This window comes from Pseudorhodobacter sp., assembly GCF_034675685.1.
Classification (GTDB): Bacteria; Pseudomonadota; Alphaproteobacteria; order Rhodobacterales; family Rhodobacteraceae; genus Pseudorhodobacter.
Map to the genome: position 1 here is coordinate 439864 of NZ_JAUCDA010000016.1, position 26840 is coordinate 466703.

A 26840-nucleotide genomic window follows, 5' to 3' on the forward strand; every position below is an offset into this window, starting at 1 on the left:
GGCATCATCGGTTTGGGCATTGACCTCAGGGATCAGCTTTGCAGGCTGTGAAAACTGCCGCAGCCATCTATGGGCCAACTTGGTGCTGCCCCCCAATCGCTCGGCCATCTTGCGCACTGCATAACCCCGATTCTGGATCTGAGCGCCCCCTGCGCGTTTGGCCGCAGCCATAGGGTGCGCCTGCAACGCTTGGCCCAACGGCCCTCGCGTGGAGGCGAAAACCATTTGTAGCCCGATATTGCGGGTGGCCTATCAAAAAGGCTGCGCGCAGGTTATTTTGGGCGAGGTTTTATTCTGGAGGGATAGGATGGATAAGATAGTTGTTGCGACGGATTTCTCTGAACGCTCAGATCTTGCTATCGCCCGTGCGGCGATGATTGCCGTAAAGACGGGTGCCGGCCTGCACCTGATGCATGTTGTCGATGATGATCAGAAATACCGCATCGTCAAAGCCGAGACCGCGCTTTCTGAACAGCTTTTGCAAGAAGAAGCTGTGCGCCTGAAGCAGACCGATGGGCTGGTTTGCGCAAGTGAGGTTGTGCTGGGTGATCCGTTTGATGGGATTGGCAGTTCTGCCGATGCGCTCAGGCCCGATCTGGTGGTTCTTGGTGCGCATCGCCGCCATCTGTTGCGCAACGTGTTTGTCGGCACAACGGCCCAACGCACCATCCGGCGGGCGAATTGGCCCGTCCTTATGGTCAATGCGCCCCCCAAACAGACCTATCGCAATGTGTTGCTGGCTACCGATCTTTCGGAAACCTCAGGCAAGGCGGCCGCGCATTTTTCGGCACTTGAACTGGCGGACTCAGCGCATTGCACTCTTTTGCATATTTTTCGCGCGCCCGCCCAGCAATTGCTGATGAGCAATATGCTGCAAGAGGGGCAGATGGACCGCTATCTCGTCGAGCTTCAGGTCGAGGCCGAACAGGCGCTTTTCGAATTTGCTGAACCATTACCCTTTCAAAACAGCAACAGGATGGTTCGGCATTTCAATGGGGCAACCTCGGCGGCCATATTGGCTACGGCAGCGGATGTGCAAGCAGACCTGATTGTCGTTGCCAGTCAGGGCCGCGTGGGCCTGAGCAAAACCTTCCTTGGCAGCGTTGCAGAGGAGGTGTTGCGACGCGCCGAGGTGGACGTTTTGGCGATCCCGCCAAATCTGCTGGCATGACCCGCGCATGCTGCCGACATCCCGCAAAATAGCCATGCAGGCGAATTGCCGGGACTGTCCTGTCGGAATTATTCTGGTAAGTCATATCCCATGGATATAATTCTGATCACAACCATAATTGCATCGCTGTTCCTGCTGATCGGGGCGGCGGAGCCTTTGGCGCATTATCTGCGGCTGCCTTATGCGGTGATCATTGCCAGCCTTGGTATTTTTGTCGGGGTTGCAGCAACTTTTTTTCTGCGCACCGATCTGACCGATGCGCTTAATCCGGTCGCCGTGGCCATTCTGGCATTGCCGATCCGCTCGAACGTGTTTCTTTACGTTTTCCTTCCGACACTGGTGTTTCAGGTAACGCTTGGCCTGAACCTGCGGCGAATGGCGGATGATTGGGTGCCGATTCTTGTGCTGGCCGTGGTGGCGGTGTTCGTTGCAACCTTTGTTGTTGGCTATTCGCTGGCTTTCGTCAGCACATTGTCACTTTCAGCGGCCCTGCTTGTCGGCGCTATCGTTTCCACAACCGACCCTTCGGCGGTGGTCAGTATTTTCCGTTCCATCTCGGCCCCGCGCCGCCTTGCGCGAATTATCGAAGGGGAAAGCCTGCTCAATGACGCCGCTGCCATCGCGCTGGCCGCATTGTTCATGGAATATGTGAAGGCAGGCGTGCCCGACCCATCGGTGCAAAGCGCGTTGGCGCGCTTTCCCGTTTTGCTGGTGGGCGGCGTTCTTGTTGGCTGGATCGCCGCGCGGATCGCTATCTGGATCATGGCAATCTTTGGACGGTTTGAACTGGCGGTGATCTCCGTTTCCATCGCGCTGCCCTATCTGGCCTATATTGTGGCCGAACAATCCGTTGGCGCCTCGGGTGTTATCGCAGTGGTCGTTGCCGCAATGACATTGCAGCTTACAGGGCCGGGCCGGCTGCCACCTTCGACTTGGGTCAGCCTGCGCGAGGTGTGGGATTTGTTGGCGCATTGGGCCGGCGCGTTGATCTTTATTCTTGCCGCGCTTTTGATCCCCCGCATGCTGGAGACGATCCAACTGAAGGATATAGGCCTGATCATGGTCGTGGTCATCGCAGCAATCGTGGCCCGCGCAATCATCCTTTATGGATTGCTGCCATTGCTGACCCGGTTAGGCCTGTCGCCGGTGGTGCAGCAGCCCTACCGCGTGGCTATCATGTGGGGCGGTTTGCGCGGCGCGGTCACCTTGTCACTGGCATTGGCGGTGACGGAAAGCATATTGGTGCCGGTTGATATCAAACGACAAGTAGCGATTTTGGCGACGGGCTTCACGCTGTTCACATTGCTGGTCCAAGGCACGACATTGCGAACAGTTATCGGCTGGCTGGGGCTGGACAGGCTCTCACCTCTTGACAATGCGCTTTACAATCAGGTGATCGCCGTCGCTTTGCAAACCGTCCGTGAGGATTTGGCAAAAGTCACCAATAACTATGAGTTGAACAAGGACACCGTGCGCGCCGAGGCCAAAAGATTCGGTGACCGTCTGAATGTAGCAATCAAAGCCGCGGATGAGAGTATCGACGTTCTCGACAAGGACCGGATCACGCTGGGTCTGATTGCCTTGGCCAGCGCCGAACGCGATTCCATCCTTGCGCGATTTCGTGACAGGACCATTTCCTCTGCGTTGTCAGAGCAATTGCTGTCAGATGCCGATGCGCTGATCGAAGGTTCGCGGTTCGGCGGTCGCAGCGGTTACAAAAAGGCCGCAACCCGCAGTCTTGGGTTCAACCGCTGGCTTCGGCCCGCGATTTTTCTGCACAATCGCCTGCGCTTTTCCTTGCCTCTGGCCCAGATTACCGCGACGCGCTTTGGTCTTTTGCTGGCGCAGCGGCTGATCTTGCGCGACTTGCATGGCTTCATCAACGGGCGCATCCGGCGTATCCACGGCCGCCGCGTGGCGGAATTGCTGCACGAAATGCTGGACCGCCGCATTGAAACTGTCGAACAGGCGCTTGAAGGGCTGCGCTTGCAATATCCGGGCTATGCCGAGGCGATGGAACGCAGATTCATCCGGCGCACGGCCTTGCGGCTGGAGGAACGTGAATATGACAGCCTGCTTGAGGACGGCTTGATCGGGGAAGAGGTCCACAGCGCCCTGAACCGTGATGTCAGCATGCGCCGTGATCTTGCAGAAGCGGCACCGCTATTGGACCTTACCCTGCAAAAAGCTGAATTGGTTCGGCAGTTTCCGTTGTTTTCTGAAATGGAGGACGCGGTTCTGAACCGTCTCGCCCGATCCTTGGTAACCCGTTATGTCAACCCCGGCGAACGCATCTTGCGCCGCGATACCGTGCCGCGTCGGGTTTTCTTTGTCGCGTCAGGGGCGGTCGAGCTTGAGGTTGCGGGACAAACCTGGCGATTGGGGCGGGGTGAAATGTTTGGTCAAATGAGCCTGCTCATGCGCCGCCCGCAGCGGGCCGAGGTCCGCGCCATTGCCCCTTCCACGCTGCTTGTTCTTGACGAGGCAAAGTTTCTGCGCCTGCTCAAACGCAGCAAGGCTATCCAAAAAGCAGTGCAGGAAAGTGCCAGCCGGCGCGGTATTCCAATTGAAAAGCTGTCAACCGATCTTCAAAATCAGGATTGACCGCGCGGGCTGGGGTCGTAAGGGATGACGCGATTAGGGATGGCAGGCCCCAAAGACATCGCCCCCCGCAGATGCCGGCTTTTGTGGGCGGTGGCGAACGCAAGCCGCATCCCGCCAAGCCCAGGGAATTGCCGGCCTTCCGACAGATTGACAGGATCAAAAAGCAAGTGATAGCGTTGCGTGAAATCTAGGGAGGATTAGCCAATGTGCAACGCTTGTTTGATTGAAAGTGTGAAGGACCGCATGCTTTCGCGACGCGGCCTCTTTTTGGGCGCAGCAGCAACCGCTGCCGCCGGTGTTGCGTCGGGGGCGTTCAATGCCAGGCCCGCATTGGCCGCATCTACAGGCCGGGTGATTGATTTGACGCATGCCTATGATAGCGATTTCCCGACGTTCGACGGCAAACCTGGCATCCTTTATGACGTTGATAAAAAGTTTGATGCTGACGGCTATCATCTGTTCAAGCTGACCATTTTTGAACATACGGGAACGCATATCGACGCGCCGCTGCATTTTTCCGAAGGCGCTACCAGCGTAGATGCGCTTCCGGTCGAGAATTTGATCGCCCCGCTTTGTGTCGTGGACATATCGGCAAAAGCGGCGGAAGACCCGAATTCCATGGTTGAAGCCAGCGATATCGAGGCGTGGATTTCGGCGAATGGCGCGATTCCGGCGGGGGCTTGCGTTGCAATGAACTCTGGCTGGACGGCCAGGATCGGTGATCCTTCATGGCGGAACCTGCCGGATGGAACAATGGCCTTTCCCGGTTTCTCCAAGACGGCGACTGATTTGCTTGTCGAGGCAGGCGCAGCTTCGATCGGCGTGGATACGATGTCGCTTGATCCGGGAAATTCTGCAGATTTCGCCGTACATTATTCCTGGCTACCTTCGGGCCGCTTTGGCATTGAGGGGCTGGCAAATCTTGATCAGCTACCTGCATCAGGCGGGACAATCTTCATCGGTGCGCCCAAGCATCGTGGCGGCACCGGTGGCCCCGCCCGTATCATTGCCATGGTTTAACACTTTGCGCCCCTGGCAGGCAGGCAGAGTTCCGGCAGTGCGTTCAAACCTGGTATCTGCATCGGCATGATGCATTTTATTCGCCTGCCCTATCGCTTGGTCAATAACCGCCGGGCGAAAACGGGCAGGCTTTTTTACCTGACGCAGCCCTTCGGTCCTGGGCAAAGTCGGTATTATATCTTGAATGGGTAAAGGAGTTATCCGATGGCAACAGTGAAACTGCTGACCGACGCAGAGGCGGAGGCCATTCCAGAAGTCAGGGCCGTGTTCGATGACATTCGCGCCACCCGCAAGTCGGATTTCGTAAATAATTTCTGGCGCGGGCTGGCCAATGATCCGCCAGCATTGGCGCGGGTCTGGGGCCAACTGAAATCGGTGATGACGGGGCAAACCGTGCTGGACCCGGTGGTTCAGGAAATGATCTATATCGCTGTCTCGACCGCCAACACCTGCGGCTATTGTGTGCATTCCCACACCGCCGCCGCACGCAAAAAGGGGATGACCCCGCCCCAGCATGCAGAGCTGCTTGCCATTATTGCGCTGGCGGCACAGACCAACCATCTGGCCACGGCGATGCAATTGCCGACCGACCCCGACTTTCTGGTTGAAGGTTGATCCGATGACCAAGGGTATCCTTGTGCGCAAGGCCGGCGGCCCCGAGGCGATGGAATGGGTGGATATGCCCTGTCTGCCCCCCGGTCCGGGCCAGGTATTGCTGCGGCAAACGGCAATCGGCGTGAATTTCATCGACGTGTACTTCCGTTCGGGTCTTTATGCGTGGCCGGAAGAGACTATCGTTCCGGGGGCCGAGGCAGCCGGCGTAATTGAGGCGCTCGGCCCTGGTGTAAAAGATTTTTGCATTGGTGACCGCGTGGCTTATGTGATGGCTCATGGGGCTTATCGCGAAAGCCGCGTGATGCCTGCACATCGGCTGGTCGCTTTGCCGGACGGCATCACAGATACCGCGATTGCGGGCGCATTTCTCAAGGGTCTGACCGCGCAATATCTGGTGACGGCATCTTATGTGGTGCGACCCGGTGATACGGTGTTGGTGCATGCGGCAGCGGGTGGGGTAGGGCTGTTATTGGGGCAATGGCTGCACGCGCTTGGCGCAATGGCACTGGGCACAGCGGGTACAGACGCGAAATGTGCGCTTGCCCGCAGCCATGGCTATGCGCATGTCATCAACTACCGGACACAGGATTTTGTTGCCGAAGTCGCGTCGATTACCGGCGGCAAGGGCGTGGCGGCGGTTTACGATTCGGTTGGGCATGACACTTGGCGCGGCTCGCTGAAGTGCCTGTCACCGCGGGGTATGTTTGTCAATTTCGGCCAGTCCTCGGGGATGATGTCGGGGTTTTCGATGCAAGATTTGGCAAGCAACGGCTCTTTATCCGCGAACCGCCCGGTTTTGTTCGATTATATTGCAAGCCGGGCCGAGTTGGTGCAGCGGGCAGAGGACCTGTTCGGCAAGATTTTGTCAGGCGCGTTGCGGCTGGATACGGCCATGACGCGGCCCTTGCAAGACGCTGCCAAAGCGCATCAGGCTTTGGAGGCGCGCCAGACAACCGGATCCACCGTTTTGCTGCCCTAAAGCGTTTCAGCTTAAAGCCTTCCTCACATATCGCGGCCTGAAATCAAGGATTTCAACGCGTTATGTGATAGGCCGTGTTTCAAGTCAAAGGCGAAAGGCTGTAAACCAGCAGTGTGGCTGTGCCGGTGATGATCATTCAAGTTGGGTGGCTACTGTTTAGGAGCGCTCGGGTGTGAAATAGGATGTCATGTACTCTACGTCTTGGCAAACCTTGTTCAATTCTTCCTCGAACATGCCTAAAAACTGTTGTGCAGCCACCGAAAGCGGCGTTTCTGGCGATGATATTATGCACATTTCGAACGGGATGGGCACTTGCAGGGGCCGCACCACGATCCCGTTCGGGACGCAGTGTTTTGCGGTGAACGGATCAACAATCGCGATGCCGACCCCTTGCGCCACCAACGCACATGCGGCGATAGATTGATGCACCTGAATCCGCAATCTTGCCGAAAGCGCATTATAAAGCTCGGCCCCCGGTGCATAGCGCGAAAGAAATCCTTGCTCCAGCCCGATCATGTTCTCGTTCAAGAGTTGTTCGGTTGTGATCATTTCGCTTGACGCCAGCCGATGCCCTTCAGGCATGATACAAACGCAGCGGAATTGCCAGCGGCGTTCGACACGGACCGCGCTGGTGACAGCGATGGGGTCAACGATACCCAAATCTGCGAACCGCGAGGAAATCAGATCGGCGATTTGACGTGACTGCGCGGTCGTGCAGGAGATGTGAATTTGCGGATGTGCGCTGTTGAAGCGTTTGATCGCGGCAGGCGTGATGGTGATGGCAAGCGCGATGAACGCGCCAAGCCGCAACTGGCCACGCGCAAGCGCGCGGATATCGGCTGCGGTGTGCGCCAGCCTTTGCACATTGCGGAAATACTTTTGAATCTCGTCATAAAACAGGGTGGCTTCGGGGGTTGGCACCAACCTGCCTTTCCTGCGTTCGAATAAGTCGAATTCAATGCTTTCTTCCAGGCTTCGCAGCAGGCGGCTGACGCTGGGTTGCGATACATGCATGCTTGCCGCGGCAGCAGTGACAGATGCGGTTTCCATAATCGCTTTGAAGGCTTCGATTTGCCGGGTGCTGATGGTGTCGGGTTTTGGTGGCTTGTGCATTCGGTTTCCCCCCGTGAAAGCCATAACATTTGTGTATGGCCTGTGTAAATATTGGTCTTTGACTTAATAGCCGAGTCTACCAATACTCAGGGCAGAGGGTTCACAAAAACGGGAGAAACTAGCAATGAGACAGTTCAAGATTCCGACCCAACTGAAGGGACTGGGCGCTGCCCTGATGCTTTCAGCAGCCACATTTTCCGGCGCGTTCTCTGCACAGGCGGCAGAGCTGACCGTCTACAGCGCCATGGCCAAAGAACATTTTGCCGAGCTGATTGCCGCTTTTGAGGCGCAGGAGCCGGGTATCAAAGTGAACCAGCTTTTGGATTCAAATGGTCCAATCATTGCGCGCCTTCTGGCCGAACAAGCCAATCCGCGCGCCGATGTGATTCTGGGGGCCTCTGTGCCGGGGCTGATCATGCTGGAAGAAAAAAGGCATGCTGACGCCCTATGCGCCCGCAGGCCTCGACCAGATCAAGGATCGCTTTTACGACCGGCGAAGCGAGACGCCGCATTGGGTCGGAACCGATGCCTGGGCATCCGCCGTGTGTTTCAACACCGCCGAGGGCACCAAGCTGGGTGTCGCGGCACCCGCAAGCTGGGCCGATCTGATCAAGCCTGACTACGCGAACATGATCACCATGCCGAACCCCAACTCTTCTGCTACCGGGCTGTTGGCGATTGTCGGCTGGATGAAAATCATGGGCGAGGATGCGGCCTGGACCTATATGGATGCGCTGCACCAGAACGTCTCGCAATATGTTCATTCGGGCAGCAAGCCTTGCCGTATGGCCGCCGCAGGTGAGGCGGTTATCGGCATTTCCTACCCGGCACCGGGGGTCAAGGCGATCAATGACGGCGCGCCGGTTGCCGTGATCATCCCCGAGGAAGGCGTGGGTTCGGAAGTTGAAGGTGTGGCCATCGTCGCCGGTTCAAAGAACCTTGACGATGCAAAAAAGCTTGCTGATTTTGCAGCCAGTCAGGCGGCCAATGAAATCCACAACAAATACTATGCGCTGGTGGCGCGTAAGGGTGTTTCCACCGCCGTTCCAAACTATCCGGCGGGTGAGGAAGACGCGCTTGTGGATATGGATTTCTACTGGGTTGCCGAAAACCGTGACCGTATTCTGGCAGAGTGGCAGAAGCGCTACGGCAGCAAAGACGAGCCGAAATAAGCCACAACCTGACGATTTCTGATCTGTGCAGCCGCCGGTCTGGGCCTTCCAGACCGGCACTTTGAAAAATACCGAAATGTAAGGTGGAATTATGGTCAGCCCAACCCAGACCATTCAGCCGGTCGCACAAAAAAACCGCTTTAATATCGGTGGAGAGGAGTTTTTTCTTCGGCTCTGCCTCATCGCGCTTGGCTTATTCCTGCTTTTCGGCCTTCTGTTGCCCGTCTACAGCCTGCTGTCCAAGGGCCTTCAAGATGCGAATGGCAACTTCGTCGGGCTCCAGAATTTCGCGAATTATTTCAGTGAACCGCGGGTATCCGTGGTTTTCTGGAACAGCATGCGGATTTCGGTTATTGCCACGCTGATCACCTTGACCCTTGCAAGTGTCTATGCTTTTGCGCTGACCCATTCCCGCATGCCGGGGCGCCCGTTCTTTCGCGCAATGACCTTGGTGCCCTTGCTTACGCCATCGCTGCTTCCGGGGATTGCGCTGATCTATCTGTTTGGCAACCAGGGGTTTTTCAAAGAGGCGCTGTTTGGCTACAGCCTTTATGGCCCGATCGGAATTGTCATCGGTGAGGTATTCTTTACCTTTCCCATCGCCCTTCTGATCATTCTTACATCGCTTTTGAGCATCGACAGCCGGCTCTATGAGGCAGCAACCACGCTGGGGGCAGGGCGGATGCGAACCTTCTTTACCGTCACCTTGCCCGCGATGCGCTTTGGCCTTGGGGCGGCGTTCTTTGCCACGTTTACCAAGGTCTTTACCGATTTTGGCGTGCCGGTTGTGGTCGGTGGTTCCTATCCCGTGCTTGCGACGGATCTTTATCAAAAGGTCATTGGCAGCTTTGACTTTCAGATGGGGTCTGTGGTTGGCATCTTGTTGTTCATCCCGGCAGCGCTTGCGTTTCTGGCGGGGCATCTGCTGCAACGTGGGCATAACAGCGGCATCGACGGTCGCGCCGTGATCTACATTCCGGCCAAAAGCCGTGTACGCGACATTTCCTGCTTTGTGTTTTGCTCTGCGATGGCGCTGGCGATTTTGGGAATACTTGTGATGGCGGTGTTTGGGTCGCTTTTCAAACTGTGGCCCTATAATCTCAGCCTGTCACTGGCGAGCTATAATTTCGCGGAACATGAGCCAAGCGGCTGGGGTGCCTATCGCAACAGCTTGCGGCTTGCAGGGTCTGTTGCCGTGTTTGGCACTGCCCTGATCTTTTTCGGTGCGTATCTGCTTGAGCGGATGCAGGGTGCGTCATGGCTGCGCGGGCTGATCAGCTTTTGCTGCATGATTCCGCTGGCGATGCCCGGCATGGTGCTTGGCCTGTCCTACATCTTTTTCTTCAACAACCCGTCAAACCCGCTGGGTGGTATCTATGGCACCCTGACGATCCTTGTTCTCAGCACGGTTGTGCATCTGTACACCGTTCCGCATCTGACGGCCCTGACCGCCCTGAAACAGCTTGATTCCGGGTTGGAGGCGGTAGGATCTTCGCTCAAAGTGCCGCGCCTCACAACCTTTTTGCAAGTGGTTGTGCCCGTGTCCCTGCCGACAATCCTGCGCATTGCCAGCTATCTGTTCATGAACTCAATGACGACCATTTCCGCCTTGGTCTTCCTTTACTCGGCAAACACCAAGGTCGCGACGGTCAGTATCGTCTTGCTGAATGACAATGCCATGCTTGGGCCTGCAGCGGCGATGAGCGTGCTTATCGTTGCGACTTCGGCCGCGGTTGTCAGCATGCAATGGCTGCTGATGCAAGGGTTGCTGCGGCGCACCCAAGCGTGGCGCGGTGTGGAAAAATAAGAATGAAAAAACCGGCTACGTCCTGTCGCCACCCCAAAATGAGGAAAAAATCATGACGGTTTCGTCAGCCACACCCAAAGAATTCATGCGCTTTGCCGAAGAACTTGCCGATGCCAGTCGCGCGCTGATCCGTAGCCGGTTTCGCCGCAATCTGGATGTTGTGATGAAGCCCGACAACACGCCGGTAACCTCTACGGATCTGGAGGTGGAGTCCCTGATCCGTGGCATGATCGCAGATCGCTACCCCAGTCACGGCGTGATCGGCGAGGAGCATCCGGCCAGTGCCGCAACTGCCGAATTTGTCTGGGTCATCGACCCGATTGACGGCACCCGATCCTTTATCGCCGGGCGGCCGGTTTTCGGAACCCTGATTGCGCTGACCCAAGCCACGTTGCCGGTGTTGGGGGTGGTTGATATTCCGATTACAAAAGAGCGTTGGCTGGGCGCAAAAGGCCATCCGACGCGGCTGAATGGTGAAGTTGCACGAACGCGGCCCTGTCGCGACCCGTCACACGCCATTTTGCTTGCGACCTCGCCCGAATATCTGGACGGTGATGCGGCCGAACCCTTTGCAAAGGTTGCCGCATCCTCTCGTTTCACGATTTATGACGCGGGCACCCAAGGTTACGGCTTGGTTGCCAGCGGCCATGCCGACATCATGATTGCCGCACGCTATGGTATCGTGGATTATCTTGCCGCGGTTCCGGTCATCGAGGGCGCGGGTGGCGTCATTTGCGATTGGAATGGCGCGCCGTTGACCCTGCATTCTGGCGACCGTTTCGTGGCGCTTGGCGACAGGTCAATGCTGCCCGGCACGCTTGATCTGCTTGGGACTATTGAAACGAAAGGCTTGGCCAATGCAGCGCATGCTTGAAACGGGCACAGGCACGGCCATGCCGCAGGGTGCCGACAGTGAAGGGGAAATGCAGGCGCTACAGATCAGGGGGCTGTCAAAGTCCTTTGGCACATTTGTAGCACTCAAAGATATTGATCTCGACATAAAACAGGGGGAATTCGTTTGCTTTCTCGGGCCTTCGGGCTGCGGTAAAACCACGTTGCTACGCGCGATTGCGGGCCTGGACATGCAAAGCTCTGGCACAATCCACCAGAACGGGCGCGACATTTCCTATCTGCCGGTGACCCAGCGCGACTTTGGTATCGTGTTTCAATCTTACGCGCTGTTTCCCAACCTCTCGGTTGAACGTAACGTCGGTTACGGTCTTCAGCGCAGTGACCTGTCAAAGCCCGCACGCCGGGCGCGGGTTGATGAGCTGTTGAAAATGGTCGGCTTGGAAAACCAAGCTACGAAATATCCCGCACAGCTTTCTGGCGGTCAGCAGCAACGCGTGGCCTTGGCACGGGCCTTGGCACCTTCTCCGGGCCTGCTTTTGCTAGACGAGCCGTTAAGCGCGCTTGATGCCCAGGTCCGCATTCACCTGCGCGATGAGCTTACGCAGCTTCAACGCACCATTGGCGTCACTACAATCATGGTCACGCATGACCAGAACGAGGCGCTGGCCATAGCGGACCGCATCGTTGTGATGAACCACGGCAAGGTCGAGCAAATCGGCACGCCAGAGGACGTATTCAAAAATCCTGCGTCGCCCTTCGTCGCTGGCTTCCTTGGCGATATGAATTTCATCCCTGCGGTTGTCAGCAATAATGAGGTTGTGGCAGGGGCGGGGATTAGGTTCACAGTGCCAAATCTGGGCGCATACGGTGATGGGGCAGAGGTTTGTCTTTGCATCAGGCCCGCCGATATCATGGTGGGACCGCAGGCTGAGGAACTGCCAAATACACTTGATGCACGGGTCGAAACGATATCGTTCCGAGGAAACTTTTATTATCTCGTGATGAACGTGCCGGCGCTCAATCAAAAGCTGGAAGTTGAAATTCCCAGCCCTGTATGGCCGAGCCTTGACCTTTCGGTGGATTCTGTGAGCAAGATCACCTTTCCCGCAGCCAAGCTGCATGTTTTTCCAAGGAAAGCATGATGCGCCGCGAACGCCGCTGTTGCGGAAATCCGGGGCTGGCCGCAACTCCGCTTTTCCGGCTACAGGCAGACGCCCTCATATGTGATGGTCCTCCATAAACGCCCGACAAAGCCGTTGTCGCGCCAAGCCCCTTTGCCATCTGTGACCGGCAGGGGATTGCTGATCTTGATTTCCCGGCTTGCCAGCACCTTGCTGAAACCCGGTCGCGGTAAGCTGGCAGCGCCCGCCGAAATCCCGGTCAAAACGAAGCACGATCTTCTTGCGCCTCTGTATTCCACAGGGGCCAGCGGCTCGCTTTCGCTTTCCCGCGCGCTGCACAGGCGGTCGAACGAAGGTCGGACAGGGGCAGGCCTGCCAGAAGGTTGGCGCTGAATTCAAGAATACAGCCCATGCTGACGTCTCGTTTTCCGTGAAATGTCTAAATACCACGCCGCTAATATGTCGACGGCAAAACAAGGGAAAATGATGGTCTTTGGCGATCACGAAAGGAGACAGTGATCGACGCGTCCTGACCGTGGTCAGGCTATGGCGCAAGAACCGGTCTGAGCCTGCAAGCCCGTGAACGCGCAGCGAAAATACGTTTGTGAACGTCTTGAATGGCAATTGCGGCAAGTTTGCCCGCAGATGATAGTGACAACCACCCTCAGAACCATTGGCCGGGTTCCATCAACCCCAGGTCCATCAATTGCTGGCTGTTCCACTGGAATTTGATTGAATTGTACCATTTGAAATCATGGATATCATAGCGCGATCCGGGATTGGATTTCAGCGCCTTGGCGGTGCGAAAAGAAACCACTGCCGTGGTGATGTTGTGATGCCATGGGCAGGCATATGTGTTGTACTCCTCATCCGAAAAGGTAAAATCCGGTCGCAATTGCAGCCCCGGTTTGGCGCGAAACAGCGCGATGCGGTCAATCTTGCGGCGTGTGGGGGGAACATGCTCTTCAAACCGCCAGCGCAGGCCGCCGAAAAAATCCAACTGCCGTTCGCGCGGATGGTTGTGGTTGGCTGCATCGGGCCGCCCAAGCGCGTAATAGCCCGACCGATCCAGCATGGCATTTTCCAAAGAGACGGCGCTGGGGTGCTTTTCCAGGTCATCGGCGTAAAGGTCGATCACATAAGACAGCAGGGCATCGCGGCGCTCTTCGGTGTGAAAGGCCAGCAATTCCCGGATGTTGCGGCTTTCGCAAAAGGGGTGGAACAGGTATTCGGCGTTGAACCCATAATACAGCCACGCACCGGGGGCCGCCGCTATCATCTGATTGACAGCCCGCTGCATGGCGTTGCGTTGATAGGTTTCAAAGTCGATACGGGTGATCTGCGCTGCGACCGAGGCCGACAATGCGATTTCACGATTGCTCAGCAGCAAGACCTTGCGAAAACCGATAGCGAGGTGGTGCAACAGTGTGCTTTCCACTTCTACATGGTCTTCTGCCATGATGATGGCAATGGGGCCTTTGCCAAGGCTGTCCCGCTCTTTGTCTAAAAACGCCGTCACACTTTTGTATTGCATGCTGTTCCCGGTGCGCGGCCCGGTTCAGGGGCCAGGTTTTCGTATCGAAGGTTACAGGGGTGCAGCGCGAAAACACAAGACCCGCTGGCATCGGCGACACAGTGCTGGCGCGAGGGTAGGGCGTTGCGGGTTCGGGCGGGCGGGTGTAAAGACCGGGCTTGATCGCAAAGGGGGCCGCCATGACCGAGCCAAAGAAACTGTTCATCAAAACCTATGGCTGCCAGATGAATGTTTATGACAGTGAACGGATGGCCGAAAGCCTGGGCGCGACCGGGTATGTGCAAACCGACACCGCAGAAGGTGCCGATATGGTGATGATCAACACCTGCCATATCCGCGAGAAAGCATCGGAAAAGCTGTTCTCGGATCTGGGGCGGTTACGCCCGGCCAAGGAAGCAAACCCAAACCTGAAAATCGCGGTGGCGGGCTGTGTGGCACAGGCCGAAGGCGCCGAGATCATGCGCCGGATGCCGCTGGTTGATCTTGTTGTCGGTCCGCAAAGCTATCATCGCCTGCCCGAGATGGAGGCCAGGATCCAGCAGGGCGAGCGTGCAATTGACACTGAATTTCCGCCCGAGGACAAGTTTGACCACTTGCCCGAACGCAAAGCCATGCGGGGCCCCGCGGCGTTTTTGACGGTGCAGGAAGGCTGCGACAAGTTTTGTGCCTTTTGCGTAGTGCCCTATACCCGCGGTTCCGAGGTCAGCCGCCCGCCCGAACGCCTGCTGGCCGAGGCACGCAATCTGGTATCGCGCGGCGTGCAAGAGTTGACGCTGCTGGGGCAAAACGTGAATGCTTATCAATCGGGGGGCTACGGCCTTGCCCGGCTGATCCGGGAACTGGCAGAGGTCGAGGGAATCAGGCGGCTGCGTTACATGACCAGCCACCCCAATGATATGGAGGATGACCTGATTGCCGCACATGGCGATTGCCCCGAACTGATGCCCTATCTGCATTTGCCGGTGCAATCGGGGTCTGATCGGATATTGAAGGCGATGAATCGCAAACATACTGCGGATGACTATCTGCGGGTGTTGGACCGGGTGCGCACGGCGCGGCCCGATATCTTGTTGACCTCGGATTTCATTGTCGGCTTTCCGGGTGAAACCGACGCGGATTTTGAGGCGACGCTAAGTCTGGTGCGCAAGGTGGGCTATGGCATGGCCTATTCCTTCAAATACTCGGCCCGCCCCGGCACCCCGGCGGCGGAAAAGCCCGATGTGGAAACGGTGGTGGCTGATGCGCGATTGCAAGAATTGCAGGCGTTGCTGACACAACAGCAACGTGCTGGCCAGGATGCGATGGTGGGGCGCGAAGTGGACGTCTTGTATGAGAAAACCGGGCGGCTTGACGGGCAGATGGTGGGAAAGTCGCAACATCTTCATGCGGTTCATGTAACCGACCCGGCCGGCAAGGTGGGGCAATTGGTGCGCGTGCGCGTGACAGAGTCGAAGTCCAACTCTTTGGCGGGCGTCCCTTTGCAGGGGGGCTAGGTTTCCAAAATCGCAGCGAAAGGCCGGATATGCAGGAATTGGCGCGCATCGCGCAACTATTGCTGCAGAGTTTGGGGCGGCTGCCAGTTTTTGCTTTACAATCAGGTGCTCGGGCTGCAAATCTTGAAAAGATACTCAGGTCTGCGGAAAGCCCGGGGGGGTTATTGCTGTGAAACGACAGTTTAATGCATTGATGAAAATGGTGATCGGGGGGGCAGCGCTTGCGTTTGGCCTTGCTGGGCCCGTCGCTGTGATGGCGCAGCCCAAAGTTACCGGGCAAATTGAGTGGGGCGTGTGGGTCGATGATGACGGCTGTATGCACTGGTGGGCCGATGGTGGCCTTGAAGGCTATATGGTGCCGCGCCGAAACCCAAAAACCGGCAAGCCGGTTTGCCTGAAAAAGAACACCTGTCTGGTGGAAAATACAGATACGTTATTCCAAACCGACAGCGCGAATTTGACTGCCAGTGGCCGCGCAAGGTTGCAGAATTTCTTTCAAAGCACCGACGCGTTTGGCTATGCTATCTATGGCCATACCGACAGCCGTGCCTCACAGTCCTATAACCAAAGCTTGTCTGAACGGCGTGCTGCATCGGTTGGCGCTGTTGCCCGCTCGGTCGGTGCTATGGTTGAACGGCAGATTGGCTTTGGCGAAACACGTCCGATCGCGTCGAACTCCTCTGCTGCAGGTATGCAACAGAACCGCCGTGTCGAAGTTATTTGCTACAGGTGGTAACCGATATGAACAGAGCTTTGATTTCTTTCCTTGGTCTGTCGGCGATTGCCGCCTTGGCGGCCTGCACGGACGGGCTTTCGCCCTATGATGGCAATCCGAACACGGTGATTGCGACCGGCATTGACAAGGGGCGCGATACCGGCGTTCTGAACAATGGCCGCGCTGCGATTGCCTATGATCCAGATGGCTGCCAGAATTGGGTTATCGACGATGGCGTTGAAGGCTATGCCTCGCCGCGCTTCGATCCAGTCTCTGGTTTGCCGATCTGTAACAATCTCTACCCGCCAGGCACAGTGATCCGTGACTATCAGTCGAACACTGAAGGCATCAATGATTATGTGCCCGGCCCCGGCCGCAGAACCGTGGTTGTACGCCGCTGATGGCGGGATGGGCCAGAATAAAAGGCCGCAGCATATGCTGCGGCCTTTTGCGTTGCGCATGGCCTGCCGAAAACCCTGTGTTTTCGGTTGGTTATGAAAGGCCCCTTGTCATCTGCGCCCTCCTATCCCATTTCCCACCTGTAATCATCGTTTGACGAAGGAGTTCTCCTTGGGCATCAGCGCGCTGACCCCCCCGACCACACCGCAAGACACGGTTGAAACCTTGTTGGAATTTCCAGATAACCGCTTGCTGATTGATCTTTGTGGCGAGTTTGATCGAAATTTGGCACAGATCGAGCATCAGACTGGCGTCAATATCCTGCGCAGAGGCAACCGCCTTGCTGTTATCGGGGGGGCTGCCGCGCGTGAATATGCTGCCTCTGTTCTGGCCGCCCTGTATGCGCGGCTGGAGGCGGGCAAAGGGCTGGAAGCCGGCGATATTGATGGTGCGATTCGCCTGGGCCGCCCGATCCCCGAGCGCGAACTTCCGGCCGTAGAACAGATCGAGCTGTTCTCGGGCGAGCGCTATGAACTGCGCACCCGCAAAAAGCCTGTCCAGCCCCGGACCGAGGCGCAAAAGGCCTATGTCGGCAATTTGTTCGACCATGATCTTGGCTTTGGCATTGGCCCCGCTGGGACGGGCAAAACCTATCTGGCCGTGGCTGTCGGTGTGACGATGTTGCTGGCGGGGGCGGTAGATAAAATCATCCTGTCACGCCCCGCGGTTGAGGCGGGTGAGCGGCTTGGCTTTCTGCCCGGCGACATGAAGGAAAAAATCGACCCCTACATGCAGCCGCTTTATGATGCGCTGAATGATTTCCTGCCGCAAAAGCAGCTTGCCAAGCTGATGGAAGACAAGCGGATAGAAATTGCCCCGCTGGCATTCATGCGCGGGCGCACGCTTTCCAATGCGTTTGTGGTACTGGATGAGGCGCAAAACGCCACGTCCATGCAGATGAAAATGTTTCTGACCCGTTTGGGCGAAGGGTCGCGCATGGTGATCACCGGCGACCGCACGCAAGTTGACCTTCCGCGCGGCACGGCCAGCGGTTTGGCCGATGCCGAGCGTATTCTCAAAGGGGTCCGGGGGGTCAGCTTCAATTACTTCACGTCCAAAGATGTTGTACGACACCCGCTTGTCGCGCGGATTATTGAGGCGTATGAGGCGCAGGATGGAGCCACTGGTTGACACAATAATCGAAGACCCGCGATGGGAGGGGGTTGGCCTGGCCGCCTTGGCCAGCCGTGCCTGCGCCGCGGGTCTGGCGCATCTGGGGCTGCCTGCTCAGGGCTTTACCCTATGCCTGATGGGGTGCAATGATGCCCGTATTGCCACCCTGAATGCCGATTTCCGTGGCAAGCCGGTGCCGACGAATGTTCTGTCCTGGCCATCGGATGAGCGCGGCGCAGATCTCGCGGGGGGGGTGCCAGAGGCGCCCACACCCGGCCCGTCAGATGACCCTGAAAGCCTTGGTGATATTGCCATCGCCTGGGAAACCTGTGCGGCCGAAGCCGAAGCCGCAGGCAAACCCATGGCCGAACATGTGACCCATTTGGTCATTCACGGCCTGTTACATCTTCTTGGCTATGATCATATTGACGACACAGATGCCACATTGATGGAAACCACCGAGGCGCGCATACTTGAAACCTTGGGGGTTACCGACCCATATAGGTAGATACGCCCCGGTGCGGGCATTTTTTGGAAAAGGACAGATGGGTAGTACGCATAACGGGTCAGTTGCCAAGCTAGAGGCACAAGGCCCCTCGGATCAGGACAGTGATGAACCTGCGCAACGTGGTTTCTTCGGTCGCATCATTGACGCATTCAGCCCGTCTGACACAGATTCCGACAGCGACGCGCAGCCTGTTCAGGGCCCGGTGCGCCCGCCGAGTGGCCCCGCCACGCATGGCATGGCCAATCTGCGCAAAATGCGGGTCGATGATGTTGCGGTTCCCAAGGTTGAAATTACGGCTGTGCCGATAACTATCGGCAAGGAAGAGCTTGTTGAAGTGTTTCGCGAACAGGGTTTCAGCCGTATGCCGGTGTATAAAGGCACGCTTGATCATCCGCTTGGGCTTGTCTTGCTGAAAGACCTTGCGCTGCAATATGGCTTTGCCGGTGCGTCTGGTCGCTTTTCCTTGCGCAAACTGTTGCGCCCGATGCTTTACGCGCCGCCCTCGATGCCGGTTGGCGTATTGCTGCAAAAGATGCAAAAGGAACGGGTGCATATGGCGCTTGTCATTGATGAATATGGCGGCGTCGATGGGCTTGTTACCATCGAAGACCTTATCGAAACCGTGATCGGCGAGATTGAGGATGAGCATGACGAGGATGAAGGTCTGCCCTGGAAAGAAGAGCCGCAAGGCGTTTTTCTGGCCCAGGCCAATGCCCCGCTGGACGAGTTGGAGCAAGCGCTCGGGCTTTCCTTGCGCAATGGTGAGGATGACGACGATATCGACACGCTTGGTGGCCTTGTCTTTTTGCGGCTGGGTCGGATTCCGGCACGCGGCGAAATCGTACCGCATGAAAGCGGGGCCGAGTTTGAGGTGGTCGATGCCGACCCACGCCGACTGAAGCGGCTTAGGGTTCGCTTGCCTGCGGCCGTAGCGCGCCGGGCCGCTGTAAGTGCAGTCAGCGCGGATACCAAAATAGCGCAAGCATGATCCGTAGCCCAATGCGTTTGTGGAAAAGCCTGGTACACCCGAACACGCGGAATCCGCGCAGGCGCAAGGCGCATCATGGGGCAGACGGCACAAGCATTTCCCGAACGGTACTACGCGGCGCTTGGCCCGGTTGGGCGCTTGCCGGTGCGGCGTTCGGGCTGGGGGCTGTTGTTGCCTCGGGGCAGGCACCTTTGGATGAATGGCGTTTGGCGCTGCCGGGGCTGTTTGCGGCGCTGGTGTTGCTGGCGCGTGCGCCCTCGGCCGGGGCGGCGGGCTGGCTTGGCCTGTTTCTTGGTGGCGGATACTTTGCCCTGTCCCTTTCGTGGATCGTTGAACCGTTTCTGGTGGAACCGGAAACCTATGCCTGGATGATCCCTTTTGTGCTGCTGTTGCTGCCCTTTGGGTTGGGCCTGTTTTGGGCCGTGGCTGCCTGGGCTGCGCATCGCATCGGGCAAGGCCATGTGCAGCGGGTGCTGTGGTCAGCCCTGTTTCTGACCCTGGCCGAAATGGCGCGGGGCTATGTGTTCACCGGTTTTCCCTGGGCCATGCTTGGCCATATCTGGATTGATACGCCGATTGCGCAGGCAGCAGCCTTTGTGGGGGCGGGCGGATTGACCGCGCTGACGCTGCTTTTGGCCGCCTTGCCTGCCGCGTTTGGCTGGCGCTTGTCGGGGGCTTCGATTGTTATTCTTGCCGGGTTTTATGTGTATGGCGATGGTCTGCGCAGCCCGGCTTACCCGGAAAATCCGGCGATTGTCAGGCTGGTGCAACCCAATGCCGAACAACACCTGAAATGGGACCGCGACCGTGCGCGCGTCTTTTTCGATCGTCTGACGCTGCTGTCATCCACACCTGCCGAAACCCGCCCCGATCTGGTGGTCTGGCCCGAAACCTCTGTGCCGTATCTTTTGAACGATAACGAGGCAATGGTGCAGGCCATTGCGCGGGCAGGGCAGGGGGCACAGGTCGCAGTTGGGATTCAGCGGGTCGAGGGCAATCGCGGCTATAACAGCCTTGCCGTCGTCAAGTCGGATGGCGGCATTTCGCAGCTTTACGACAAACACCACCTTGTTCCCTTTGGTGAATATATCCCCTTCGGGGATCTTGCGTTTGACCTGTTTGGCCTTTCGGCCTTTGCGTCGCAGCTTGGTGCGGGCTATTCTGCGGGGCCGGGGCCGGCGGTGCTTGATTTCGGGGCTCGTTTGGGCCGAGCCTTGCCGCTTATTTGCTATGAGGCGGTGTTCCCGCAAGACCTTCGGGCGGCCCCCAGCCGCGCGGATTGGATTTTGCAAATCACCAATGACGCATGGTTCGGCAAGTTGACTGGCCCGTGGCAGCATCTTGCCCAGGCCCGGCTGCGCGCGATCGAGCAAGGCCTGCCGCTGTTGCGCGCCGCCAATACCGGCATTTCGGCGGTGATTGATGCGCGGGGGCGCGTGGCCGCCTATATCCCGCTTGGGGTCGCAGATTTTCTTGATGCGCCCTTGCCCCCTGCTTTGCCGCCTACAGCTTATGCGCGGTTCGGCGATGCGCCAATTCTGGTGTTGCTGCTTGGTCTCGGCCTTGCGCTGCTCATTCAGCGCCGCCGGGGCAAGGCTTGACATGGGCCCAGTGCGGGCATAGGGCGAAAGCATAAACCGTCACAACGGCTTCCTGGCGTGACGCGTATAACCAACGGAGCACTTCCCCATGTCACGCAATAATTACGTTTTCACGTCCGAGTCCGTCTCGGAAGGTCACCCTGACAAGGTTTGCGACCGAATATCCGATGCAATTCTGGATGCGTTCATCGCGATTGAGCCCAATGCCCGCGTTGCCTGCGAAACCTTTGCCACCACCAAGCGCGTTGTTGTGGGCGGTGAGGTTGGGCTTGCCGATCAGGGCAAGCTTAAGGAAATGCTGGGTAGCGTCGAAGGGATCGTGCGCGACTGTATCCGTGACATCGGCTATGAGCAGAAGAAATTTCACTGGGAGACCGTGAAAATTCACAACTACCTGCACGAACAATCGGCCCATATCGCACAGGGCGTTGACAACGATGGCGCTGGCGATCAGGGCATCATGTTCGGCTATGCCTGCACCGAGACCGAGGCGCTGATGCCAGCCCCGATTCAATACAGCCACGCCATTTTGAAGCGTCTGGCCGAAGTGCGCAAATCTGGCCAGGAAAGCACGCTGCGCCCCGATGCCAAATCGCAAATCTCGCTGCGCTATGAAGATGGCAAGCCGGTTGAGGTGACCTCGATCGTGCTGTCGACCCAGCATGAGCATAAAAAGCAAACCAGCCATGATATCCGCGCGATCGTAGAGCCGTATATCCGCGAAGTGCTGCCCGCAAGCTGGATCACCCCGAAAACCGAATGGTGGGTCAACCCGACCGGAACCTTTGTCATCGGCGGCCCGGATGGTGACGCCGGCCTGACCGGCCGCAAGATCATTGTTGATACCTATGGCGGTGCCGCCCCGCACGGTGGCGGTGCGTTTTCGGGCAAAGACCCAACCAAGGTAGACCGCTCTGCCGCCTATGCCGCGCGCTATCTGGCGAAAAACGTGGTTGCGGCTGGCTTGGCCGATCGTTGTACCATTCAGGTCGCTTATGCGATTGGCGTGGCCAAGCCGATGTCGATTTATGTTGATACCCACGGCACCGGCAACGTGCCGGACGCCGAGCTGGAAAAAGTGATCTGGGACGCGATGGACCTGACCCCGCGCGGCATCCGCACCCATCTGGACCTGAACAAACCCATCTACGCGCGCACCTCTGCCTATGGCCATTTTGGCCGCGCGCCTGAGACGGATGGCGGCTTTAGCTGGGAAAAGACCGACCTTGTGGATGTCTTGAAAAAGCCGTTCTGAGTGGCCGTTCATCAGGGCGCCTTGCAAGAGCCGGGCGCCCTGATGCCGGAACGCAAGAAAATTTACTGGCCGTCTGGCTTTTCTGCGCCCGTTATAGCGTTTCGCCTTTGGCTTGCAACAAGGCCTGTCACATAACGCGTTGAAATTTTTGATTTCAGGCAGCGATATGAGATTCAGATTTAAGGCGAAACGCTTTGGGTCCACCGCAAAGCGCAGTCCTTTCAGATCTTGATGTCGTAGGTTACCCAAGCTGTCTTGGTGGCAATTCTGTCATAAACCCCACGCCCGCGATAATTGTCATCGGCAGTTATCCACCGCACAACCGACCAGCCCCGATCTGCAGCAATGGCTCTTACAGCGTCAATCAGCGCATCGGCTACGCCCATACCCCTGGCATCGGGCGAAACGAACAGATCATCCATAAAGCCGCCGGTCGTGGCTGATAACGGTCGCGCAAATGGGCGGAAATGCGCCAGACCAAGCAGCTTGCCGTCAGCACCCTCGGCAACAAGGCCTTGGCTTTCTGCGCTGGGGTCGTGAAGCCACGACCACACACGGTCCCGCATCTGATCCGATTGGGTGACCTTGTAGAAGGCAGCGTAGCCGCGATACAGGTCATCCCAATCGGCCCTGTCGCCAAGTGCAACCGGACGTATGATGACTTTTTTGGCCTTTGTCATGGTTTATCCTTTTGAAAATTCTGCCAGTGCTGCGGCAAAGGGTGGTTTCGCCCAAGTATAAGTGGATTGCAGCTATAAAACCCCGTTCGACGGCAAGGAAGAGACGGCGCTTATGGGTAAAGCCGACCCCTCCGGTGTTTATCCGCTTACCCCTTCCACTCTTTCACCAAGGCCTTGGCCCCTGTCAGCAGCACCCCGATATCCAGCCCCACGGCGGTAAAGGTACAGCCCGCGGCAACCACCTCGCGCAAAAACGCGGGGTCAGACCCCCAGAAACCCTGCCGCCTTGCCCGTGGCCTTGATGCGCGCGATGGCATCCAAAACCGCGGCCTTCACCTCTGGGTGGCCCAACTGCCCCGGATAGCCCAGTGATGCCGCCAGATCGGCAGGGCCGATGAAAATGCCATCCACGCCTTCCACGGCTGCAATCGCTTCGATCTGGTCCAAGGAGGCCTTGGTTTCCACCTGCACCAGCAGGCAAATCTCGGCGTTTGCTGTCGCGGTGTAATTCGGAATGGCCCCGAACCGGCTTGCCCGTGACAGGCCCGAAACGCCGCGCATCCCATGCGGCGGGTAGAGAACCGCCGCAACTGCCGCCCGCGCCTCTGCGGCCGATTGCACATAGGGCACCAGAATTGTCTGTGCGCCTGCATCCATCAACCGTTTGATTTCCACCGCGTCATTCCAGCCGGGGCGCGCGCCCGCATGGGTGGGATAGGGGGCCATTGCTTGCAGCATTGCCTGCACCTGTGCGGGGTCATTCGGTGTGTGTTCGGTGTCGACCATCACCCAGTCAAAGCCGCACGTCGCCACCGCCTCGGCCGAAGCTGCATTGGCAATCGACATCCACAGCCCGATCTGCTGCTTACCGGCTTTCAACGCCGCCTTGAACTCATTCTTCGGCAAATCCATATCTTTTCCCTATGTCCAAATGTTTTGGCGCCTTATGTGCTGTTTCAGGCCAAAGTCGAAAGGCTGCAATTTTTGCCCCCCCCCCTCTGCCCCCCCCCAGACACCGCGCCTGAGGGGCGACAAGAACACCTATGCCAGCAACATCGCCAAACGCCGTACCGCGGCCAAATAGCCTTCGGTTCCAAGCCCCGCAATGACGCCTTCGGCGCGCAAGGACACATAGGAATGATGCCGGAACGTCTCTCGCTTGTGCACGTTGGAAATGTGAACCTCTATCACGGGCCCCTCAAACGCATTCAGCGCGTCCAGAATTGCCACGGATGTATGTGTGAACGCGCCGGGGTTGATGACGATGCCCGCCGCCTTGTCCCGCGCCTCATGGATTTTGTCGATGATCGCGCCTTCATGGTTCGATTGAAACGCATAGAGGCCCAGACCCAGTGCGCTGGCCGTGGTGGTACAGCTTTGCACAACATCGGCCAGCGTCTCATGCCCGTAAATCTCGGGCTGGCGTTTGCCCAAAAGGTTCAAATTCGGGCCGTTCAACAGATAGACTGTCTTCATCAGCGGTATGCTCCTGCGTTTCTTGCGCAGCTTCACCCTTGCCAAGTGAAATTGCAACGCCCTGTGTCACACAGCCTGTCGTATCGGCCCAAAAGCCCGGCCAGTTGCACAGCACAAGGCCCGTCACGCTTGACGCGCCCTTGCGCACAGGCTACGCCCGCCCGCGCCAGCAAAGGGGGCCGCCATGTCTGATCCAAGTGAGAAAACCACGCCCGAACGCCGTAATTTCTATGGCCGCCACCATGGTAAAACCCTGCGCCCCAGCCAAAAGGCCTATCTGGCCGAGGATCTGGAGCCGCTACGCCCCGCAGGCACCAGCCACGCCGACAACCCTGATCGCAATTTGGTTGACCCCAGCACGTTTTTTGCGGATGCCCGCCCGCTCTGGCTGGAAATCGGCTTTGGCGGCGGTGAGCATCTGGTCCACATGGCCGCACTTTACCCCACGGTGGGGATTGTCGGGTGTGAGCCCTTCGTGAACGGTGTTGCCATGCTTTTGGGGAAAATCCGTGCGGCTGGTGTTGAAAATCTGCGCGTCCACCCCGAGGATGTGCGCGATCTGTTCGACATCTTGCCCGATGCCTGCATTTCCAAGACCTTTCTGAATTACCCCGACCCATGGCCAAAAGCCCGGCACCACCGTCGCCGCTTTGTGACGCCGAACCACTTGCACCCTTTGGCGCGGGTGATGAAACCGGGGGCAGAGTTTCGCGTGGCTACGGATATTGATGATTATGTCCGCCAAACATGTGAAGAGGTGCCGCCTGCCGGTTTTGAACTGCTCGACCAATCCGCGACGCCGTGGGACGACTGGATTTCGACCCGCTACGAACAAAAGGCCATCCGCGAAGGCCGCCCGCAGCACTATCTGACGTTCAGGCGAAACGGGTAAAGGGGCGGCTCCCGCCATTCGTTGAAGCGCCTTTGCAGGCGCATCGCCTCAAGGTTGGGCCGGGCCGCCCGCGTGCCGCGTGCGGCGGCAGTGCATGATTGTCCGGGGTCAGTTTTGCTTGGGGCTTTGCGGCTGCGGCGGTTTGGTGCGATAGACCGGCAAGCCCCAGCCAAAGGCGATTGCGCCTGCGCGCAGGACAAATGTGACCGCCGCGCAGGCCATCAGCGCGGAACCGGTGGAATGGCCCAGCCAGAATACCAGCACAGCTGCACCCGCCCCGGCAAAGGCTGCGGTTGCGTAAATCTCGCCCTGCTTCAGCACCAGCGGCACTTCATTGCAAACAACATCACGCATCAGCCCGCCAAAGCAGCCCGTCGCCACCCCCATCACCATCACAATTGCCCAATGCTGCGCCATGCCCAAGGCCACGCCAACCCCGGCAGGAACGGCAATCGACAAAGCAAAGGCATCCAACCAAACAAGCGTGCGATAGCGGCTTTCCAGCAAATGCGCGCCAAAAAACACAACAACCGCCGCCGCCACAGCCGCAAGCAGAATTGACGGGTCGGTTATCCAGAACACCATATCACGGTTCAACAGCACATCCCGAAGCGTACCTCCGCCCACCGCCGTCAGGCAGGCCACAAAAATAAAGCCCACAATGTCCAGTTGACTGCGCGATGCGACCAGCGCCCCGGTCAAGGCAAACACCGCCACCGACGCAAAATCCAAGGCACCCAATAGCGTCATTTTATCGCCCCGGATTTTACCCCGACTGCCTTTGCTGGTTTGAACGGTGCCATCCCTGCGCGCGCCAATTCATCGGCCCGCTCATTCTCGGCATGGCCTGCATGGCCCTTGATCCAGCGCCATTCGACGCTGTGCTGTTGGCGTGCCGCATCCAATCGTTGCCACAGATCAACGTTTTTCACCGCCGAGCCTGCTGCGGTGCGCCAGTTCTTGCGCTTCCAACCCGCCAACCATTCGGTAATCCCGTTTTTCACATAGGCGCTGTCGGTCACTAGAATTATCTTCGTCGGCCGCGCCAAAGCTTCAAGCGCCGAAATCGCCGCCATCAGCTCCATCCTGTTGTTGGTGGTATCGGCCTCGCCACCTTGCAAGGTGCGCTCTTTCAGCACCAGATCACCCTCGCGCGCCAGCATCAGCACGCCCCAGCCACCGGGGCCAGGGTTGCCCGAACAGGCTCCATCGGTATAGGCGTATAGTTCGGGCATTGGCATCTCCTCTTTGCGTCCGTCTAAGCAGGGGGCCACAAAAGGTCAACGCGCTGCCCCTGATGCATGTTGCACATGATTGCATCCGTCAGTACCGCAAACGCTGGCTTGGCGCATTGGCTGAATACAGGAACCTGACCAGGCGCGAACACAGCCCCAAGCGCTTCGGCTTGAACCTTACTCACATATCGCTGCCAGCAACCAAGGATTTCAACGCGCTATGTGATGCACCATGTTCCAAGCCAAAGGCGAAACGCTATAACCCGTGAGGCTTTCTCTTTGGGTCAAATATCCTCGGGGTGAATGCGCCTCAAGGCGCAGGGGGGCAGAAGGCCCCCGCTGCTCTATCCTTTGGGCAGCCCGTCTGCAGGCCGGGACCAAATATGAACTTGGGGAAAGGGGGGCTGCGTGCCGGCGACACAGATGCAGCGCGCCTA

Annotated in this window: 24 protein-coding genes, 1 pseudogene and 1 riboswitch; of the genes and pseudogenes, 18 read left to right on the top strand and 7 right to left on the bottom strand. The window is 57.9% G+C overall.

Annotation, left to right across the window (positions count from 1 at the left end):
- Positions 1-307 precede the first annotated feature (307 nt).
- The 5 genes from VDP61_RS13565 to VDP61_RS13585 all read left to right on the top strand — a co-directional run bounded on the left by VDP61_RS13565 (position 308) and on the right by VDP61_RS13585 (position 6389).
- A complete protein-coding gene (locus tag VDP61_RS13565) occupies positions 308-1171 on the top strand; it encodes a universal stress protein (RefSeq protein ID WP_323007391.1) in 864 nt (287 codons plus the stop codon).
- Positions 1172-1261: 90 nt separating this feature from the next.
- Entirely contained in the window at positions 1262-3775 is a 2514-nt protein-coding gene (locus tag VDP61_RS13570) for a cation:proton antiporter (RefSeq protein WP_323007392.1), read from the top strand.
- 204 nt (positions 3776-3979) lie between these two features.
- Positions 3980-4795: a cyclase family protein gene (locus VDP61_RS13575; RefSeq protein WP_323007393.1), complete on the top strand. Its 816-nt coding sequence runs from the start codon at positions 3980-3982 to the stop codon at positions 4793-4795.
- 204 nt (positions 4796-4999) lie between these two features.
- On the top strand, positions 5000-5410 hold the full coding sequence (locus tag VDP61_RS13580; RefSeq protein WP_323007394.1) for a carboxymuconolactone decarboxylase family protein: 411 nt from the start codon (positions 5000-5002) through the stop codon (positions 5408-5410).
- A 4-nt stretch (positions 5411-5414) separates the two neighbouring features.
- A complete protein-coding gene (locus VDP61_RS13585) occupies positions 5415-6389 on the top strand; it encodes a quinone oxidoreductase (protein WP_323007395.1) in 975 nt (324 codons plus the stop codon).
- Positions 6390-6545: 156 nt separating this feature from the next.
- On the opposite strand, the gene VDP61_RS13590 is transcribed toward VDP61_RS13585, so the two are convergent.
- Entirely contained in the window at positions 6546-7502 is a 957-nt protein-coding gene (locus VDP61_RS13590) for a LysR family transcriptional regulator (protein ID WP_323007396.1), read from the bottom strand.
- Between the two features lie 431 nt (positions 7503-7933).
- Between VDP61_RS13590 and VDP61_RS13595 the strand changes: the two are divergent.
- The 4 genes and pseudogenes from VDP61_RS13595 to VDP61_RS13610 all read left to right on the top strand — a co-directional run.
- Positions 7934-8674 (top strand): annotated as a pseudogene (locus tag VDP61_RS13595) (extracellular solute-binding protein); the annotation flags it as partial.
- A 91-nt stretch (positions 8675-8765) separates the two neighbouring features.
- Positions 8766-10481 (top strand): putative 2-aminoethylphosphonate ABC transporter permease subunit, encoded by a 1716-nt coding sequence (locus tag VDP61_RS13600; RefSeq protein ID WP_323007397.1) that lies wholly within the window; start codon positions 8766-8768, stop codon positions 10479-10481.
- Between the two features lie 52 nt (positions 10482-10533).
- On the top strand, positions 10534-11355 hold the full coding sequence (locus VDP61_RS13605) for an inositol monophosphatase family protein (protein ID WP_323007398.1): 822 nt from the start codon (positions 10534-10536) through the stop codon (positions 11353-11355).
- Entirely contained in the window at positions 11339-12475 is a 1137-nt protein-coding gene (locus VDP61_RS13610) for a putative 2-aminoethylphosphonate ABC transporter ATP-binding protein (protein WP_323007399.1), read from the top strand. The genes VDP61_RS13605 and VDP61_RS13610 overlap by 17 nt, the downstream gene beginning before the upstream one ends.
- 643 nt (positions 12476-13118) lie before the next feature.
- Here the strand turns inward: VDP61_RS13610 and VDP61_RS13615 are convergent.
- Complete coding sequence (locus VDP61_RS13615; protein ID WP_323007400.1) at positions 13119-13988, bottom strand: hypothetical protein; 870 nt, start codon at positions 13986-13988, stop codon at positions 13119-13121.
- A 179-nt stretch (positions 13989-14167) separates the two neighbouring features.
- On the opposite strand from VDP61_RS13615, the gene miaB reads away from it, so the two are divergent.
- The 8 genes from miaB (at position 14168) to metK (ending at position 22120) form a co-directional block, all read left to right on the top strand.
- Entirely contained in the window at positions 14168-15481 is a 1314-nt protein-coding gene (miaB, locus tag VDP61_RS13620) for a tRNA (N6-isopentenyl adenosine(37)-C2)-methylthiotransferase MiaB (RefSeq protein ID WP_323007401.1), read from the top strand.
- A gap of 169 nt (positions 15482-15650) precedes the next feature.
- A complete protein-coding gene (locus VDP61_RS13625; protein WP_323007402.1) occupies positions 15651-16217 on the top strand; it encodes an OmpA family protein in 567 nt (188 codons plus the stop codon).
- A 5-nt stretch (positions 16218-16222) separates the two neighbouring features.
- A complete protein-coding gene (locus tag VDP61_RS13630) occupies positions 16223-16597 on the top strand; it encodes a hypothetical protein (RefSeq protein WP_323007403.1) in 375 nt (124 codons plus the stop codon).
- Between the two features lie 169 nt (positions 16598-16766).
- Positions 16767-17786, top strand: coding sequence for a PhoH family protein (locus VDP61_RS13635; protein ID WP_323007404.1), 1020 nt, complete (start codon positions 16767-16769; stop codon positions 17784-17786).
- Entirely contained in the window at positions 17770-18276 is a 507-nt protein-coding gene (gene ybeY / locus VDP61_RS13640) for an rRNA maturation RNase YbeY (RefSeq protein WP_323007405.1), read from the top strand. Before VDP61_RS13635 ends, ybeY begins: the two co-directional genes overlap by 17 nt.
- Before the next feature lie 37 nt (positions 18277-18313).
- Complete coding sequence (locus VDP61_RS13645; RefSeq protein WP_323007406.1) at positions 18314-19264, top strand: transporter associated domain-containing protein; 951 nt, start codon at positions 18314-18316, stop codon at positions 19262-19264.
- The gene (lnt, locus tag VDP61_RS13650) at positions 19261-20865 is read left to right on the top strand and encodes an apolipoprotein N-acyltransferase (protein WP_323007407.1); all 1605 of its coding nucleotides are present in this window, start codon (positions 19261-19263) and stop codon (positions 20863-20865) included. Before VDP61_RS13645 ends, lnt begins: the two co-directional genes overlap by 4 nt.
- 33 nt (positions 20866-20898) lie before the next feature.
- Positions 20899-20946: riboswitch (SAM-SAH riboswitch) on the top strand.
- Between the two features lie 7 nt (positions 20947-20953).
- Positions 20954-22120: a methionine adenosyltransferase gene (metK, locus tag VDP61_RS13655; protein WP_323007408.1), complete on the top strand. Its 1167-nt coding sequence runs from the start codon at positions 20954-20956 to the stop codon at positions 22118-22120.
- A gap of 221 nt (positions 22121-22341) precedes the next feature.
- On the opposite strand, the gene VDP61_RS13660 is transcribed toward metK, so the two are convergent.
- The 3 genes from VDP61_RS13660 to aroQ form a co-directional block, all read right to left on the bottom strand.
- Positions 22342-22800: a GNAT family N-acetyltransferase gene (locus VDP61_RS13660; RefSeq protein ID WP_323007409.1), complete on the bottom strand. Its 459-nt coding sequence runs from the start codon at positions 22798-22800 to the stop codon at positions 22342-22344.
- 261 nt (positions 22801-23061) lie between these two features.
- Positions 23062-23712 (bottom strand): HpcH/HpaI aldolase/citrate lyase family protein, encoded by a 651-nt coding sequence (locus VDP61_RS13665; protein ID WP_323007410.1) that lies wholly within the window; start codon positions 23710-23712, stop codon positions 23062-23064.
- Positions 23713-23841: 129 nt separating this feature from the next.
- On the bottom strand, positions 23842-24276 hold the full coding sequence (aroQ, locus tag VDP61_RS13670) for a type II 3-dehydroquinate dehydratase (RefSeq protein ID WP_416236536.1): 435 nt from the start codon (positions 24274-24276) through the stop codon (positions 23842-23844).
- 184 nt (positions 24277-24460) lie between these two features.
- On the opposite strand from aroQ, the gene trmB reads away from it, so the two are divergent.
- A complete protein-coding gene (gene trmB / locus VDP61_RS13675) occupies positions 24461-25168 on the top strand; it encodes a tRNA (guanine(46)-N(7))-methyltransferase TrmB (RefSeq protein ID WP_323007411.1) in 708 nt (235 codons plus the stop codon).
- A gap of 108 nt (positions 25169-25276) precedes the next feature.
- On the opposite strand, the gene VDP61_RS13680 is transcribed toward trmB, so the two are convergent.
- Positions 25277-25918 carry a trimeric intracellular cation channel family protein gene (locus VDP61_RS13680; RefSeq protein ID WP_323007412.1) on the bottom strand — a complete coding sequence of 214 codons (642 nt, stop codon included), beginning with the start codon at positions 25916-25918 and terminating at the stop codon, positions 25277-25279.
- Positions 25915-26403, bottom strand: coding sequence for a ribonuclease HI (rnhA, locus tag VDP61_RS13685; protein WP_323007413.1), 489 nt, complete (start codon positions 26401-26403; stop codon positions 25915-25917). Before rnhA ends, VDP61_RS13680 begins: the two co-directional genes overlap by 4 nt.
- Between the last annotated feature and the right edge of the window lie 437 nt (positions 26404-26840).